The sequence below is a fragment of the Companilactobacillus nuruki genome, assembly GCF_002872255.1.
In the GTDB taxonomy this organism is placed as follows: Bacteria; Bacillota; Bacilli; order Lactobacillales; family Lactobacillaceae; genus Companilactobacillus; species Companilactobacillus nuruki.
On the sequence record NZ_NIPR01000008.1, the window covers coordinates 15,260 to 31,132 of the forward strand.

Genomic DNA, 15,873 nt, shown 5'->3' on the forward strand with positions numbered 1-15,873 from the left:
TTTTGTATTGGAAAAGAGAAATTAAAATGTCATTAAACCCACAACAGATGGATGCTACTAGAAGTGAATTAAGAGAAAATTTTGAATTAAGTGGTTTATCAGAAAAACAAATTGCAGATGATCTTGATATTAGTATTACAAAATTAGAGCATATATTTGATTTAAATCAATCATCAATTAATGATCCTTGGATTTTACGTAATTATTTGATTGAAAAAGTTGAAGAAATAGGTAAAACTCCAGTTCAATTTACAGCATTAAAAGGAGATTGGCATCATTATTGGTTTTTGAATAGTCGTGTGATTGATAATCGTCAAATGTCTAGTGGAGAATATTAATGGAGGTTTTGTTATGAGCAAAGGCGAAGATATAGCAGAAATTAGTGAATTAGTTGCACGTGAGAGATTATTTAGAGCTCGACATAATCCAGAGATTGCCGATTGTTATTACCCTGATGCAACTGTAGCAACAAGCTGGCAACAAGGACCACTATCGACTTTTATTGGTTCAGATTCAAAAGAAGTAGATCCTAGATTTACTATTGTCGGAAATATTAGCCCAGCGGTTGTTCACCTGAATGAAAAAAGGGCTTATGTAGAGTTGCCAACCTGTACACATATGCGAATGATGGTTAATGGGACTTTGGCACAAATTGAATCTTATCGTCGTTTAATTTATCGAGTTGAGAAACGAAATGGTGAATGGAAGATTAGTCAAATGACGTCAATTAATGAGAATGATGATCTACGTCCAGTAATTGCCGGACAAGATTTACATATTAAATCTAGTGATTTGGAAGGTTTACGACCATCATATCAATTTTTAGCATATGTTAGAAAAGCAGCTGGTGGGGATATTAGCAATGATTTATTAGGAACGGATAGACCTGAGGATATTGATAAATTGTATGCTCAAGCAGAAACTTGGTTGCAACAAGAAACTAAATTATAATTAGAAGGTTATAAAATGAGTAAAGTAGTTACTTTAGTTACCGGTGGGAATCGTGGTATGGGTTTTGAGATTGTTAAAGAATTGAGTCAAAAGGGACAGCAAGTAATAGTCGGTTCTAGAGATTTGGAAAAGGGACAAGAAGCAATTAAATCATTAACAGCTGATAATTTATCTGTTGATGTTGTTCAATTGGATGTAACTAATTCTGAATCTGTTAGTAAAGCTTCATCATATATTAATGGTAAGTATGGTTATTTAACAACACTCATTAATAATGCTGGAGCTACTTTTGACAAACATATAGCTCCATCAGAGCTAGAGTTAAGTACAATCAGAGAAGACTTTGAAATTAATTATTTTGGATTAATAAGGGTAACGCAAGAAATGTTACCTTTACTAAAAAAAGCACCGCAGGCCAAAATCATTAATATTTCAAGTATGATGGGATCGATAGGTTCGGCTTTAGATAATAATTCCTCAGTTTATCATGCCTCAGCTGTAGGTTATCAATCCTCTAAAGCAGCAGTAAATATGTTTACTGTGCAATTGGCCAAGGAATTACAGAGTGATAATTTACCCATTACTGTAAATGCAATTGATCCAGGATTAGTGGCGACAGAGTTTGCTGGTGCAAAACCTGAATTAGTAAGAGAGCATGGTGGTAAAACAGTTCAGGCTGGAGTAGCTCGAACTATAGAATTGGCCACTGATTTTAGTAATTTGGATACGGCTACATTTAGTAACACCAATGGGATTGTTGTTTGGTAAAAAGGTTTTTAGGATAAAATTAAAGCAAGATCCAGTAATCGTATTTTGATTACTGGATCTTGCTTTAATGCTCGAAATCGGAGCTTTTTAAATTGTATCAGTTCTCTTACTGCCGCAATGTCCGTTACAAGCGCATTTTTTATCATCTAGCATTGGACAATGACATGTGCCATCTGAACTGGAACAACGGCAACCTTCGTGACAAACCATTTCTTGATGGCAGTATGGATTATTTTCGCTCATGAATTCCATCTTCTTTTACTTTATTTTTTCCAACGTGATAAATTTTTCAATTGCATTGGATATCCAAGTTTTAAAATAAATTTTTTGATTGCACCATTGTTTCCATGGTCAATCCCTTCTAATCCAATTTGTTTCATTTGCTCAAAACTAATGTCTGGTTGAGTAAAATTACCATTCTTATAACACAAGTTACAATACTTGCTTGATTTACCATTATTAGCTTCAGTTCCCTGATTGGATTTCGTTAAGGGCATTCCGCAACTTTGACAAAATTTTTCCATAAATATATTTCTACCTTTTTTTGTTTATAAATTAATAATATCATTAATTAAATTGAATTTTATTTCAAATTCTGTTGATACTTGTAAATAACCTCGTTATTAGAAAATTCAATTTTAATAAAGGCATCTTGAGTAGAGTCTATTTCAGATAGATTGGATTCATAAGTTAAAGTTTTAATACCGTTATCCTCAGAGTAATCATCTGGATCGCCTAAAGTATTTAATACATGATTATAGTTATCGCCAGTTTGAACTTTATTGAAATCTTCAGTAGTTAATAACTGGGCTCTATCAATATTTAAACCTTGGATAGATTTAGAAATTACTCGATCTTTTGAAAAAGTGATCTGAATTGAGATATCGTTATCGTTTTCAGTACCATTCCAGGTTAGATTGTACAATTTACTATCGGCATCAATTTGTTGAGTCGAGTTAGGTTGACCGAGAAGGTTTATAACATCAGTTTTATTGAGACTGTTTTTTCCAGTTTTAATTGAATTATACTTTTCAATAAATGAAGGACTCTTTTTAGCCTTCTTCTTAGCTACATTTTTACTTTGACTAATAGATGCTTGGTCGGCTTTACCTTGATAGAATGAGTAGTTTGCCACATATGTCGTAGCTGAAACTACAATAAAAATGGAAAGAATTGTGATCCAAAACCAATTCCGTCTATAGAAAGGTTTTCTTTCATTCTCATTCATCATTTTCATACCTCCGTTTACAAAGACTATTTTATCAAGAGTTGAGGAAAGTAGCATTATTAATGCACTTTTATTTTCATTGAAAATACTAATAGTATGTCTGATGTAGTTATATTTAATTAATTGCAACATATTATTTGCTAATTAATTAAAAGTTAGATAGTATGTATTATATGAATATCCATGGGGGTGTTCTGGATTCGACATGTGTAGTAGCGTGCAGACTGCACTTAGGGTCTCGTGTCCCTTTAAAACACTCAGTTTATTATAACTGCAAAAAATAATAATTCTTACGCATTAGCTGCCTAAAAACAGTCTAAGCGTGATCCATTCTAGTTTCGCCCAAGGGTTAGAAATGGGTCTCAAAAATATTGGGCTACGTTTAACTATGCATTCTGAATAGTTAAAAAGAGATTGATCGGAATAGTTGCTTTGGTTAGCCTAGTTGTATGGCGTTCATAGTAGCGAAACTTTAAATGATACAACTATGAGTGTAGATGTCTGCATAGCATTACGCTTGGACAGGGGTTCAATTCCCCTCACCTCCATTATTAAAATAAAAGTCAGTTATAAAGAGACCTAGGGTCTTGATATAACTGACTTTTTATTTTAATAACCTTGAATAATAATATTACTAGTAGAACTGTACCATTATAGTTATGTAGTTTTCTTTTATAAAAAGATAAAAGGCACTGATCACAATGAACTGTCTTTTAAAAAGATTATTGGATAGAAATTCCCTTAGTTCTCAAGTTATTGATACATTCCTTTAAATATATGTCATTATGTTCAGGATATATGGGATATGTATTAGGTATTTCTTCTAGATTATTATATGGTTCACAATGTGCGCCTCTATAATTTGGATTAAACCAATTTTCATTAGGCTTATATCCACGACAAATCATTTCATTCATAACTAACAGATGAAATTGATATAGCTTATAAGGAGGGTATTTAAAGGCGTAATCCACGGTAGAATGTTTTTTACCCCAACCGTTTCCTCTAAGAGCCGCAATTTCTCTATGTTGGCCTAGTAATTGTTGCCTAGGTAATTTTGAAATTAAATCTTCATGCCACAATCTCATTTTATTTCTTTCTCAATTCTCTTATTATTCTTGATTGCATAAGATACTTTATTTGATACTTATAAGTTAGGTCCTTTAGGAAGAATCCTAATTGATCATTTTCAGGTTCTAAAGATACAATCAATTTAACATAGGTTTTTCTTTCAGAATCAGTACATATTTTTTTAAAGTATCCCCAAATATGTTGATAAGTATTTGTTAATGTTTCCTTTGTGGGATGAACGTTCTCTAAAGATTCTATGATATTTTCAAATTCGATGTTCTTAGTTTCAGACCATTCATTATTTTTAGCCATTAAACGAACGTTATCATACATCTTTTGAGATTTCGACATTACCCAATACTTATTATATGCCCACTCGTTTTGCCAATTAATAATTATCATCACCTTTTAGTCGTGATATTTATCTAACCATATCAAATTATTTAGTACTTTGAATAGTTTAATGTTTTATGAATTGGAATCATATATGTATTGAGTTTTGAATACAAAGAATTATGTTTCAAATTTAATAATTGCTTTTAAAATCTTTGTAAGAATAAAAACAAGTTTAATAAGAACACCGTAATTATTTATTGTTATAATGAATTACCGATATAAATCAAATAATTACTACCGAGAATAAAAAAAACAGTGATTAACACACTTAAATAAAGGTGTTAGTCACTGTTTTTTTTATAATTAGTTTTATTTATTATCTACAAAACCAATTATTTCCATAAATAAATCTATGTATGATTGGCGATCTTTTTTTTGCATTGAATTCATGAATTTGAAAAAATTATCCGTCTTATCATCAATAGAGCTTTGTTTAAAAATATCTCCTACCTCCATATCTAGGGCATGAACAATCTTTTCTAACTTTGATAAAGAGATACTTCCTGATTCTCCTAATTCTAATCTTGAAATTGTATATCTTGAAACGTGAGAATTCTCAGCAAGTTGTTCGATTGTTAGTCCCTTACTTAATCTTCTTTGTCTGATAAATTCATTGTAACTTTTAGCCATATTTTTATACTCCCTAGCTTAAGCTACCTTATGTGAGCAACGAGCGAAATTGCAAAAAACAGTCGTTTTTTAAATAATGTTAAAAATATGCACATAGATGTCTTATAATACTCTATAAAGAGGGTAAAGGGGGTTGCTCCTATGAAAAAATTAAGGTTTTTTTCCTGTTTAGCTTTTATTTTAATTTTTTTAGTATTTTTCTGCTCCAATTATCAGAACAGTTCAGCTGCTTCTTTGTTACCAACTCCTGATACAAAACCATCTAGTTGGACAACTAATTCTAATTATCTTACTTATTGGCAAAAACTTTTAGATGATACCAATAATCCTTCCTTGGATAACCTTGGCATTTCGTCTGTAGATACACCAATAGATTCCAAATATGCATTTTCACCTATTTTAACTTTAAATACTAAGTATTATGTTTACAATTCGGATGGTTCAAAATCGCAATTAACAACGGGGGGGTGCCAAAGTAGTTCGTTCAAATGATGGTCAACTATGGTGGGTGTAATGACGACAAGCTTATATATTATATTGCCATGGTATTCTTGGAATTAAGTACATAGATTAATAACGATATTGAATATATAGATTCTAATATTGAGGAACCAGTTAAGAATATTATTGGGACACAAAATTGTCATTTCGTAAATAATATATACGGCTCTTGATACTTCTAGGAGATTAGAGTGTCGACTGTTTCTGCCATCATAAAAATTTAAAATTTCAACTAACGAAGATCTGATAACAATTATAGAAACTCTTATAAATAAAAAAGGGTAGTTTGCTACCGCTAATTCAGATGATGAAAGTACAACTAAATAATACTGCAAACGAAAATAATAATATTATTTGAAATGTGATTAAATCGTTTCCACCGCAACTAATAGAAACTTATTTAGATAATTCTGTTTGAATTTTAAAATACTAGGTAATCTAGATCCTAATAATATTAAAAATTTATTTAGTATACAAAAAAGTTGTAAAACAGGAAAGGGGAAAAATGAAAACTAATGTGAAAAAATGTGTATTTTCTTTCTTTTTTACTTTTCTATTTTTATTCAGTTTTAAATATCAAATTGTTGGGGCAGATCAGCTATTACCTTCTAACGATAGCTTTTCTCCACCAAGTGATAGGCCCAATAGAAATAGTGCAATTTCCTCTGATAAAAATTGGACAGCATTGTTAGATGACGATGGGTCTTCTGAGGTTCCGGGGGTTTATGGGAGTGATGATATTGTACCAGCTAAATATTCATTTTCTCCGAAACTAACTTCTCAGACAACGTATTATCTAATAGATGCCAATGGAAATGAAACTCTACAAAAATCAACTAATCATAATTCTAATATTTCTGCAAAGGGTGAAACAAAATTAAGAGTAACTAATATTGGATATTATCAAGGAACAAGTGTGGATATTATATACAATATCCTTGTGCCAAATAAGTATAATGGTAATCCAACTGGGTCTTATACCATTTATATTCCCCATATTTCATCTAGTACTACTGATAACCAATATACAACTGCGCTCTCTAATTTCTTACAGGTAAGAATGGGGAGTGTTAAATCAAAAGAATATGTTCTCAATCAGGTTCAATTTGTAAAAAGTGGAACCACTACTCCAATAAAAAATATTAGTGGCGTGTTCACAAGCAATAGACTTTCAGCTTATAAAGGTATGTATATTGATCCACAATCTTATCAGGGCGCAAGAGTTGCAAAAGGTTATGGCTCTTCGCAACGTAGGATAGTATATGGGATTGCCCCTTTTAATGACAATAAGAGCTTATTCATAGCATCTAATACGCCTACAGGTGACACAGAAGAGCCTTATAATAGTTTTTCAGAACTATTTACTGCAAGTGATGGAACTCTTAACCTACTATTTTATGATTATCTAACCGTCATGTACTACAGTGTTGGTGCAACTGCAGTTTCCCCAACAGAAATATCTTCACCAGATGTCATAGGAAATACTAATGATAACTCTGATAAGAAAAATAATATCAGCTGGGACGTGGTTCAAACATTTCCCGCACAACCTGATAATACATATTTGGATAATTACGCACTACATTTCAAAGCTCCAGTTGATTTAGATTCTAGTAAAATGAACCTTAGTGTTACAGATTCTTCGGGAAAAGATGTTACTAGTAATTTTAATTTGAGTCATGACGACAGTGGCAATTATACTGCTACCGCAAAATCTCAAGATGCGCTAGTCAACCAACAATATACTTTCACTTTTACAGGTACCGTAAGTTCCGATCAGTTATCAAATAATGATTTCTTAAATAAGTATTTAGATACAAGTAGTAGTAATCCTTACTATATTAAGATGAATGGTGAGTCCTATGCCACTTATGGTCTTAAGGGCAATAGCTATACAACTACTACTGATGATGGGAAAGCCACTACATCAGCTGACTCAAAGATGGCTATTAATAGCTACAAAGTTATACCTGTATTAAATGGCTCTATGCAAAATACCACCACAAAAGATGGGAAAAATCATGTTGACGATACGATGTCATTTACATGGGCAGCACAGAATGGAAATTCGGATGCCAGATGGGGAGAACTGGTGTTTAAAGTAAAAATTCCCGATGGTTTAAATATTGATCTCAGTTCTTTAAAGTTAAAACTTGGAAATAATGCTTCCTATGCAGTTCCTAGTTCTAAGTACAGTTACGATAGTTCTAGTAGAACATTGACTGTTAATTCGAATAGTGGTTCTTGGATTGGAACAGGAAGCGAAATATTGACGTATGATACGACTATCGATGGCTCTGCTAGAGGTAGCACAATTTCAGAAACTGATGTGAGTGTTGGCGGTATAGATCAGAATGTATTTGTTAAACCCGGCGATACCAAACCAACTGCTTCGACAACATATTCGTCTACTCCATTTGATGTAGAGAAGGACAGTTTCCCAAGTGTTCCCGATTTTAAAAAGGGAGTTGAAAACGCCACTGAAGCTTCTAGAGGAGACGGAAAGAATAGGATCAATGATGTATTGAACTTTACTTTGACTGCTCAAAATAAAGGTAAGGTCAAATACAGTAAGTGGGGTCCTATTATCTTTAAAGATGTTATCCCTAAAGGTTTGAATATTGATAAAGATTCACTGAAGTTAAAATTAAATGATGGGACAACTCAATCTCCTACTAATGCAACTTACGATAAAAATTCCGATGGCAGTACTATCCTAACGCTCGATACAACTACTAATTTATCGGAAGGGGATAGTCTGACTTTAAGTTACAATGCGACCATCGATCCTCTTGCTGGAGACCCTAGTTCCGGACTAAGTCCTTTAGTAAATAAGGCTTGGGCAAGTGGTAAAGATATCAATGGATTTGCCGATGGTAATTATGGGGCAAATATTACGAAGACAGATAGTCAAACGATTGCTGTTGAACCTAATATTTTGAAGCCTAAGTTTACTAATCAATTGAAGAAAGACAATGATACAGATGATAGCTATTCTAATGCGGTTACTGCAAGGTATGGAGAAACTATAGATTATAAGTTAATTTTCAAAGCTGAAGCTAATGGAAGAAGTTTTAAGGGAGGTTCTTTTAAGGGATCATTACCAAAAGGACTAAGTTTAGTAAGTGATGGTGTAGATGTTAACTATTCTTCTGATGGATCAAATGTTAACTATAAAAACCTTGATAGCATAACTGATCTTAAACAAATTGATTCTGGGCAAAGTGTAACTATAACTTTTAAGGTTAAAATAACTCAAGAAACTCCTTCTGAAATACAGTATTTACCAAGTATTTTAGAAACCGATGATGACACACCTATAAATGCAAATGTATCAACGATAGAGCCACAAGATTGGTTGGGTTTCGAAGAGGTGCCTAGTGACATTGATTTTGGGACGCATACTCCTTTTAGTATTACAAATATTAATAATATTAAAACTGTTGGGAATCTTAATATAATGAACTATACGAATAGTCCATATTATCAAATATCTGTTTCATATGATCCCTTGGGTGATACGGCTATAAAGAATGGTGATAATATACTTCAAGCAGTTGATAGTCAGGGACTACTGTTCATTAAGCAAAAGGATACTGGCAGGTGGATTCCAATAAATTCGAGTGGCGCCATGTTGAATAGTGCAGGATTTAACAAAATAGGAAGTAATTCTCTTACTGAATTTGTAGGACCAGGAAAGTGGTTGATGAACGCAAACGGAACTAATATTAAATCAGGGCGCTATTCTGGAAATATAACATGGAGTGCGGTTGATGGGATTCCAAATAATTGATATTACAAAAAGATTTTAATTAATAAAATAAATTCTAAAATTATGAATATAGATCTCAATATTTTTGTGATTTAGATATTGAGATCTATTTATTTTGTTCTAGAAAATAATTGTTTAATAAATATGGAAAAAATCCTTTTATATGATATTTGAATTTGATCGAAAAAAATAGCCGTATTTTAAAACGGCTAAATATTATTGTTTTTAAATGTCCATCAAAACAAATGTATGAACGTGATGGAAAATTTTAAGTTAAATACTTTTATAGTTTAATTATTCTAAAATAAAAAAAGTGCATATGTCAAAACACTGAATGCTTTGATATGTGCGCTTTTTATTGTGTTGCAAGATGTTTCTGATGAATCAAACCAAATCCCTTAATAGAGAGGCTTGAAATTCCAACTGACATAACTGCTAGTAGGAATGAAACAACATCAGTTAATGCGATGTTTCCTAAGCAGACAATGGCATCAATGATGAAAAGACTAATGTATTTATCTACACCGAAATTTTTGTGAATAATCATTGGTGGAACAGTGGTTCCGCCACTAGACATGTTTAATGTATAAAGTATTGCTAAACCAATTCCAAAAATGATACTTCCTACAATAATAGAAATAACTCTACTGTTAGGAATTAAATTATAAACCGGTGTGATATATAACAATAAGGGCAACATGAAACTTCCTAAAGCCAATTTGACGGTTGTTTGTCGATCTAAATGTAAGTAAGCCAGTACTAACATCACAATATTTATGAACAGAACCGAGATGAAGGTTGGGATTTTCCATCCTGCTTGCAACAATATAGCAATTCCAGTGGCACCACCGGCTGCAATACTGTGCGGCTCGAAGAACATATTAAGACTGAATGCGATAAGTTCCAAAGCAACTAACATTATTAGTAGTTTTGTGGACGTTCTCTTCTTATTCTTCATATATATAACTATATCATGAATATATACTCATGGCAATAAAAGTCTAAGCTACTTTTATTATAAATATTTCAATAAAGTTACCTAGATTACATAAAACCTGAAAAATGTAACTTTGTGGTCGTTGTCATGTAATATTGAGCTGTTAATATAGCACCATAGCAAATGAGAGCTAAACAATTTAAAAATAAGGATGTAATTAATTTATGAAAAAAGTTTTATCTATCGCTTTAGTAAGTGCAATGGCTTTGACAGGAGTTCTTGCTTCAACACAAACAGCACAAGCTGCCGTAGCAAATAATGATGGCACTGTAACTGTTGAGAAAGGCGATACTTATAAGAGTATTGCTGCAGCAAATGGAATTTCAATTTCGACTCTAGAACAAGCTAATGGACGTGAAGTTGGCGGATTTGACTTAATTTACCCAGGCGAAACAATTACATTACCTGGAACTACGACAACAAATACAAACGATACAACTAATGCAACTGCGACAACTGACACAACAACTGCAACAGATACAACATCAACACAAGCAACTGATGCTACAACTGCAACTACTGATTCAAGTGCCACAACACAGGCAGCAAGTACAACAACAGGAACATCACAAGGAACATTTAAGATTTCCTTCTATGATCCATCTGTTTTAGGTTCAAATATGGGTTATTCTGGCGTTGCTGCTAATCTTTCAGTCTTTCCTAAGGGAACACAGTTGAAAATTACTCTATCTGATGGCACTGTATTGTATAGAACAGTTAATGATACAGGAACATTCGCTAATTCAAATTCACAACAATTAGATGTTGCTATGCCAAGTTCATCGATTCCATCATATGGTGTAACTACAGCATCAGTTGAGGTTTTATCATAATTTAAAGTTTAGCCTTCTATTAATTTAGAAGGCTTTTTTATTAGTAAAAATTTAATTTTGAAAATATTCTTTATATTTTTTTAATTTAAAAATAATTTGTTTTTATGTTATAAAAAGCATAGTAACGGTCCTGCTCATACATTGAAATAAAGGTATTTCTTTCAATAATTGACTGTAATCAACTTTTGGCATAAGAATTGAAAATTAGAAATTTCCTAAAAAAACTTATTTTTAACGATTGACATTTCAAAAATTAGATTGTATTATCTAACCAACGATTAACAAAAGATATTTATTAAACAAATTGATCGGGGGAAGTAATTCAACCTCGTTTGTACAGAAAACCTCTATTTGCTGAGATGAGGGCAACGACTTGAATGAAAATGACCCGTGATTGGTGCGCTGAATCCGGATGGATAAAGATGCAATGGTTGGTACCCTTTAACGTACACGCGTATAGAGTTTTTGTACGTTGTTAAGGGGATAAGTGCAAATTTATTCCGAATTAGAATGGTACCGCGAGAAGTCGCTTCTAACATTGAACCTAATTGGTTCAAGTTGGGAGCGATTTTTTTGTTTTTATAAATTATTTTTTAGTTGATTAAGTATTTGTATAAGGTGGGAGAAAGATATGAGTAAATTTAAGAAGTTCAGCAAGGTTATTTTATTAGCTTTTACGGCATTATTCATTTTTGTATTAGCTGGCTGTGGAAATCAAAGCAAATCACAAACGGTTAAAGTTGGTATTAATCCTTCAGATGCACCAATTTGGAAGGTTGTTCAAAAGAAGGTCAAGAGTGAGGGTATTGATTTACAAATCAAGGAATTCAACGATTACAATCAACCCAACACAGCCTTGAACCAAGGTGAGGTTGATATTAATGCTTATCAACATACTGATTTCTTGAATGCATGGAATAAAGCACATAAGACAGACTTAGTATCAATTGGTAAAACAGTTATTCAACCAATGGCTTTATACTCACATAAAATCACAAAGTTGAGTCAATTAAAAGACGGCGATAAAATTGCTATTCCTAATGATTCTTCAAACGAAGCTCGTGCATTACAGTTGTTAGAATATAACGGTATTATCAAACTTAATGATAAGAAGACTTTACCTTCAACAAAAGATATTACAGAAAACAAATTGAACTTGAAGTTTACTACGCTAGATGCTGCACAAACAGCTCGTTCACTTGATAGTGTCGATGCTGCAGTTGTTAATGGTAACGTTGCTTCAGATGCTAAGTTGAATCCTAAGAAGGCTGTTGTAACAGAAAAAATCAACAAGAATTCAATTCCTTGGATCAATATTATCGTTGCTCAAAAGAAAGACAAGAACAACAAAACTTACAAGAAAGTTGTTAAAGCTTTCCAATCAAAAGAAGTTGCTAAAGAAATCAAGAAAGTTTATGGCGGAAACGAAATTCCTGCATGGAATGCCAAGCTATAATATAGAATAAGTTTTATTGAGGAGGCACTACCACATGTCAAAATTATCAGACCCATTAATTCAGGATTCAATAGAAGATTTAAAAAAATATATCGCATTACCGTCTGTATCAGCTAAAAATCAATCTATTCCTGAGACGGCTGAATTCCTCAAGAAATTATTACAAGATTTTGGTGCAGAAGCAGTAGTTTGGGATGAGTTCGAATATCCAGTTGTTTTTGGAGAGATTAAACCAAAAGAGCCAAGTGATAGCACGATTCTGATTTATAATCATTATGATGTACAACCAGAAGAACCACTAGCACTTTGGAATTCAGACCCATTCAAACTAAAGATAACCGATGATAAGTTTATCGGACGTGGCGTTTCAGATTGTAAAGCTGACTTAATTAGTCGTATCACAGCCTTAAAGATCTATCGTCAAGAACATGGTGATATTCCTTGTAATATTAAATTTTTGATTGAAGGGCAAGAAGAGGTTGCCAGTCGACATTTAGAAGATTATTTAAAAAAGTACCAAAATCTTTTATCAGCCGATTTGATAATTTGGGAATCAGGTTATAAAAATGAACAAGAACAATTTAATTTCACTGGTGGTAATAAAGGTGTGTTGTGTTTTGAACTAGAGGCTACATCAGCCAATATTGATTTACATTCTTCTTTTGCAGCTGTTGTTGACAGTGCTACATGGAGATTAGCTCAAGCACTTGATGCTTTAAGAACGCCTGAAGGCGATATTAAAATACCTGGTTTTTATGATGATGTAGTAGCACCAACTCAACGAGAAATTGATTTAGTTAACAAAGCTACCACACCTGATTTGCAGAAAAAATGGGATTTGCAAGTTCCATTATTAAAAAACAAATCGGTTAATTACAACTTAACATTTAATCCTACTATTAATATAGAAGGAATCAGTAGCGGTTGGGAAGGCCAAGGAGTTAAAACCGTTACTCCAAAGTCAGCTACGGCAAAATTGGAATTCAGGTTAGTACCAAACCAAGATCCACATGATCTATTTGATAAATTGACTAAATACCTTAATGATCAAGGATTCAAAGATATTAAAGTTAAGTATTTACTTGGGGAAAAAGGATATCGTTGGGATCTTAATAGTCCAATTGTTAATAAGTTGATTGGCACGGCTAAAGATTTCTTTGGCGGAGATGAAAAAATCGAAGCATTGCCTTCCAGTCCTGGTACTGGCCCAATGTATTTGTTAAATGAATACACTCAGGCTTCGATTGTTTCAACTGGTGTTAGTTATTCAAAAGCAGGAAACCATGCACCAAATGAGAATATTAGAATTCAAGATTACCTAGATTTTATCGACTTCTTCGATCAGTTCTTGGGTAAGCTAAGGGAGTAGTTATTAAATGGCAGAACAAAATGGGATAATTCAGCTAAAGAATATAGATGTTACTTTCCATAATGAAGGTAAAACAATTGAAGCTGTAAAAGATGTTTCAATAGATGTTAAAAAAGGCGATGTTTTTGGAGTAATTGGTTACTCTGGTGCCGGAAAGAGTACCTTGGTTCGAGTAATTAATTTGTTACAAAAACCAACTGCTGGTTCGGTAGTTGTTAATAATCAAAATATGCTTCAATTAAGTCAAAAAGATTTACGATCGGCTCGCCGTAATATTGGAATGATTTTTCAACACTTTAATTTGATGAATTCCTTGACCGTTTATGGCAATGTGGACTTTCCATTGAGAGATTCAGGATTAAGTAAATCAGAGCGTAAACAAAAAATTGATAGACTATTAGATATTGTTGGTTTGGCTGATCGTGCTAAGAATTATCCATCGCAATTATCTGGTGGTCAGAAACAGCGTGTGGCGATTGCTCGTGCGCTTGCCAATGATCCTGAAATTTTGATTTCTGATGAAGCTACTAGTGCTTTGGATCCTAAAACAACTACTGAGATTTTGGATTTATTAGGTCGTTTGAATAAAGAATTGGGAATCACAATTGTTATTATTACTCATGAAATGGATGCAATTAAGCAAATTTGTAATCGAGTTTCAGTTATGGAGAATGGTCGTTTAATTGAGGAAGGTGATCTACTTTCAATTTTCGGTAATCCTAAGGAACAACTTACAAAGGATTTTGTTAATACATCAACTCACATTGGTTCTGTCCTTGATGAAATTCGTGATAGTGGAATTGTGAATAAACTTTCTGGTCGCCTGATTGAACTTAATTATATTGGTGATTCTACAAATGAGCCGATCGTAGTTGAATTATACAAACGATTTAAAGTTGAAGCCAATATTCTATTTAGTAATATTGAAAGATTACAAAATACCACTGTTGGAATTATGCTTTTTGCCTTAACTGGGGATGATGATAAGGTTGAAGAAGCAATTCAATATTTAAACGGTTTAAAGGTTAATGTTAAAGAAATTAGTTTGAAGAAAGAAGGCAAATAATTCATGGCAGGATTAGTAAATAAATTTCTTCCCAATGTAGTTGCTAACTGGGAAGGTGACAATGGTTTTGTTACCGCAATTTGGCAGACTTTATATATGACTTTTGTCAGTGCATTATTTGCCGGTATCATTGGTATTATTTTAGGTATTCTTTTGGTTATTACAGCCGAAGATGGTATCACACCACATAAAAATTTCTATTATTGGCTAGATAAGCTAGTTAACTTATTCAGGTCAATTCCATTTATTATTTTATTGGCGGTAATTGGACCGTTCACTAAATTGATCGTAGGGCAAACTATCGGACCTACTGGTGCTTTGGTACCATTAGTTGTCGGAACGGCACCATTCTTTGCTAGACAAGTTCAATTAGCACTAGTTGAAGTTGATCCTGGTGTGATTGAGGCTGCTGAAGCAATTGGACTTTCACCAATGAAGATTATCTTTAGAGTTTATCTACGTGAAGGACTTCCAGAATTAATTCGTTCAGGAACTTTGACAATTATCAGTTTGATTGGTCTAACTGCCATGGCTGGAGCCGTTGGTGGTGGTGGTCTTGGTAACATGGCTATCTCTGTTGGTTATCAGCGTTTTGAAAATGATGTAACTATCGTATCGATGATTTTTATTTTGATTTTAGTCTTCATTATTCAAGGTATAGGTGATTATGCAGTTCGTAAATTAGAACATTAGATAACAATATGATCGGAAAAGTAGTTTATGATTTTTGTACAGAAAGCCTCAGGTGCTGGGATGAGGACAAAATAGTAAATGAAAATGATTCGTGATTGGTATCCTTGAGTTTGATAAATAAGGGGATAATGGTTGGTACCCA

At 32.9% G+C, this 15,873-nt stretch carries 16 protein-coding genes, 1 other RNA gene and 1 other annotated feature (1 of these 18 running past the window's edge); of the genes, 11 read left to right on the top strand and 6 right to left on the bottom strand.

Going from position 1 to position 15,873, the window contains the following annotated elements; translation table 11 throughout:
- Positions 1-26 precede the first annotated feature (26 nt).
- The 3 genes from CBP76_RS04055 to CBP76_RS04065 are packed head-to-tail and all read left to right on the top strand — an operon-like array spanning position 27 to position 1,719.
- Positions 27-338: a DUF2316 family protein gene (locus CBP76_RS04055; RefSeq protein WP_102195663.1), complete on the top strand. Its 312-nt coding sequence runs from the start codon at positions 27-29 to the stop codon at positions 336-338.
- Positions 339-351: 13 nt separating this feature from the next.
- Positions 352-951 (top strand): hypothetical protein, encoded by a 600-nt coding sequence (locus tag CBP76_RS04060; RefSeq protein WP_102195664.1) that lies wholly within the window; start codon positions 352-354, stop codon positions 949-951.
- A gap of 15 nt (positions 952-966) precedes the next feature.
- Positions 967-1,719: an SDR family NAD(P)-dependent oxidoreductase gene (locus tag CBP76_RS04065; RefSeq protein ID WP_102195665.1), complete on the top strand. Its 753-nt coding sequence runs from the start codon at positions 967-969 to the stop codon at positions 1,717-1,719.
- A 263-nt stretch (positions 1,720-1,982) separates the two neighbouring features.
- Here CBP76_RS04065 and CBP76_RS04070 read toward each other — a convergent pair whose 3' ends face one another.
- On the bottom strand, positions 1,983-2,243 hold the full coding sequence (locus tag CBP76_RS04070; RefSeq protein ID WP_102195666.1) for a zinc ribbon domain-containing protein: 261 nt from the start codon (positions 2,241-2,243) through the stop codon (positions 1,983-1,985).
- A 59-nt stretch (positions 2,244-2,302) separates the two neighbouring features.
- On the bottom strand, positions 2,303-2,950 hold the full coding sequence (locus tag CBP76_RS04075; RefSeq protein WP_166667172.1) for a DUF3862 domain-containing protein: 648 nt from the start codon (positions 2,948-2,950) through the stop codon (positions 2,303-2,305).
- A gap of 182 nt (positions 2,951-3,132) precedes the next feature.
- On the opposite strand from CBP76_RS04075, the gene ssrA reads away from it, so the two are divergent.
- Positions 3,133-3,498: a transfer-messenger RNA gene (gene ssrA / locus CBP76_RS04080) on the top strand.
- 171 nt (positions 3,499-3,669) lie between these two features.
- Here ssrA and CBP76_RS04085 read toward each other — a convergent pair.
- The 3 genes from CBP76_RS04085 to CBP76_RS04095 form a co-directional block, all read right to left on the bottom strand.
- On the bottom strand, positions 3,670-4,035 hold the full coding sequence (locus tag CBP76_RS04085; RefSeq protein ID WP_102195668.1) for a TIGR02328 family protein: 366 nt from the start codon (positions 4,033-4,035) through the stop codon (positions 3,670-3,672).
- A gap of 1 nt (position 4,036) precedes the next feature.
- Positions 4,037-4,369 (bottom strand): DUF1722 domain-containing protein, encoded by a 333-nt coding sequence (locus CBP76_RS04090; protein WP_342746072.1) that lies wholly within the window; start codon positions 4,367-4,369, stop codon positions 4,037-4,039.
- Positions 4,370-4,723: 354 nt separating this feature from the next.
- Positions 4,724-5,044 (bottom strand): helix-turn-helix domain-containing protein, encoded by a 321-nt coding sequence (locus CBP76_RS04095; RefSeq protein WP_102195669.1) that lies wholly within the window; start codon positions 5,042-5,044, stop codon positions 4,724-4,726.
- Between the two features lie 141 nt (positions 5,045-5,185).
- On the opposite strand from CBP76_RS04095, the gene CBP76_RS04100 reads away from it, so the two are divergent.
- A complete protein-coding gene (locus CBP76_RS04100; protein WP_102195670.1) occupies positions 5,186-5,536 on the top strand; it encodes a hypothetical protein in 351 nt (116 codons plus the stop codon).
- A 514-nt stretch (positions 5,537-6,050) separates the two neighbouring features.
- Positions 6,051-9,338, top strand: coding sequence for a hypothetical protein (locus tag CBP76_RS04105; RefSeq protein WP_102195671.1), 3,288 nt, complete (start codon positions 6,051-6,053; stop codon positions 9,336-9,338).
- Positions 9,339-9,672: 334 nt separating this feature from the next.
- Here the strand turns inward: CBP76_RS04105 and CBP76_RS04110 are convergent, their stop codons facing one another.
- Positions 9,673-10,275 (bottom strand): YitT family protein, encoded by a 603-nt coding sequence (locus CBP76_RS04110; protein ID WP_102195672.1) that lies wholly within the window; start codon positions 10,273-10,275, stop codon positions 9,673-9,675.
- A 203-nt stretch (positions 10,276-10,478) separates the two neighbouring features.
- Here CBP76_RS04110 and CBP76_RS04115 point away from each other — a divergent pair, with 203 nt between their 5' ends.
- From CBP76_RS04115 to CBP76_RS04135, 5 genes are all read left to right on the top strand, one after another.
- On the top strand, positions 10,479-11,147 hold the full coding sequence (locus CBP76_RS04115; protein WP_102195673.1) for a DPBB and LysM peptidoglycan-binding domain-containing protein: 669 nt from the start codon (positions 10,479-10,481) through the stop codon (positions 11,145-11,147).
- 631 nt (positions 11,148-11,778) lie between these two features.
- Complete coding sequence (locus tag CBP76_RS04120) at positions 11,779-12,603, top strand: MetQ/NlpA family ABC transporter substrate-binding protein (RefSeq protein WP_102195674.1); 825 nt, start codon at positions 11,779-11,781, stop codon at positions 12,601-12,603.
- A 34-nt stretch (positions 12,604-12,637) separates the two neighbouring features.
- Positions 12,638-13,972 carry a M20/M25/M40 family metallo-hydrolase gene (locus tag CBP76_RS04125; RefSeq protein ID WP_102195675.1) on the top strand — a complete coding sequence of 445 codons (1,335 nt, stop codon included), beginning with the start codon at positions 12,638-12,640 and terminating at the stop codon, positions 13,970-13,972.
- Between the two features lie 7 nt (positions 13,973-13,979).
- On the top strand, positions 13,980-15,038 hold the full coding sequence (locus CBP76_RS04130; protein ID WP_102195676.1) for a methionine ABC transporter ATP-binding protein: 1,059 nt from the start codon (positions 13,980-13,982) through the stop codon (positions 15,036-15,038).
- Positions 15,039-15,041: 3 nt separating this feature from the next.
- Positions 15,042-15,731 carry a methionine ABC transporter permease gene (locus tag CBP76_RS04135; protein WP_102195677.1) on the top strand — a complete coding sequence of 230 codons (690 nt, stop codon included), beginning with the start codon at positions 15,042-15,044 and terminating at the stop codon, positions 15,729-15,731.
- Positions 15,731-15,873 (top strand) — a binding site (T-box leader) (it continues 94 nt past the right edge of the window). It overlaps the preceding gene by 1 nt.

Excerpts from the sequence above, each read along its gene's own strand:
- CBP76_RS04055 (WP_102195663.1), top strand. The coding sequence starts at position 27 with ATGTCATTAAACCCACAACAGATGGATGCTACTAGAAGTGAATTAAGA.
- CBP76_RS04060 (WP_102195664.1), top strand. The coding sequence starts at position 352 with ATGAGCAAAGGCGAAGATATAGCAGAAATTAGTGAATTAGTTGCACGT.
- CBP76_RS04065 (WP_102195665.1), top strand. The coding sequence starts at position 967 with ATGAGTAAAGTAGTTACTTTAGTTACCGGTGGGAATCGTGGTATGGGT.
- CBP76_RS04070 (WP_102195666.1), bottom strand. The coding sequence starts at position 2,243 with ATGGAAAAATTTTGTCAAAGTTGCGGAATGCCCTTAACGAAATCCAAT.
- CBP76_RS04075 (WP_166667172.1), bottom strand. The coding sequence starts at position 2,950 with ATGATGAATGAGAATGAAAGAAAACCTTTCTATAGACGGAATTGGTTT.
- CBP76_RS04085 (WP_102195668.1), bottom strand. The coding sequence starts at position 4,035 with ATGAGATTGTGGCATGAAGATTTAATTTCAAAATTACCTAGGCAACAA.
- CBP76_RS04090 (WP_342746072.1), bottom strand. The coding sequence starts at position 4,369 with ATGTCGAAATCTCAAAAGATGTATGATAACGTTCGTTTAATGGCTAAA.
- CBP76_RS04095 (WP_102195669.1), bottom strand. The coding sequence starts at position 5,044 with ATGGCTAAAAGTTACAATGAATTTATCAGACAAAGAAGATTAAGTAAG.
- CBP76_RS04100 (WP_102195670.1), top strand. The coding sequence starts at position 5,186 with ATGAAAAAATTAAGGTTTTTTTCCTGTTTAGCTTTTATTTTAATTTTT.
- CBP76_RS04105 (WP_102195671.1), top strand. The coding sequence starts at position 6,051 with ATGAAAACTAATGTGAAAAAATGTGTATTTTCTTTCTTTTTTACTTTT.
- CBP76_RS04110 (WP_102195672.1), bottom strand. The coding sequence starts at position 10,275 with ATGAAGAATAAGAAGAGAACGTCCACAAAACTACTAATAATGTTAGTT.
- CBP76_RS04115 (WP_102195673.1), top strand. The coding sequence starts at position 10,479 with ATGAAAAAAGTTTTATCTATCGCTTTAGTAAGTGCAATGGCTTTGACA.
- CBP76_RS04120 (WP_102195674.1), top strand. The coding sequence starts at position 11,779 with ATGAGTAAATTTAAGAAGTTCAGCAAGGTTATTTTATTAGCTTTTACG.
- CBP76_RS04125 (WP_102195675.1), top strand. The coding sequence starts at position 12,638 with ATGTCAAAATTATCAGACCCATTAATTCAGGATTCAATAGAAGATTTA.
- CBP76_RS04130 (WP_102195676.1), top strand. The coding sequence starts at position 13,980 with ATGGCAGAACAAAATGGGATAATTCAGCTAAAGAATATAGATGTTACT.
- CBP76_RS04135 (WP_102195677.1), top strand. The coding sequence starts at position 15,042 with ATGGCAGGATTAGTAAATAAATTTCTTCCCAATGTAGTTGCTAACTGG.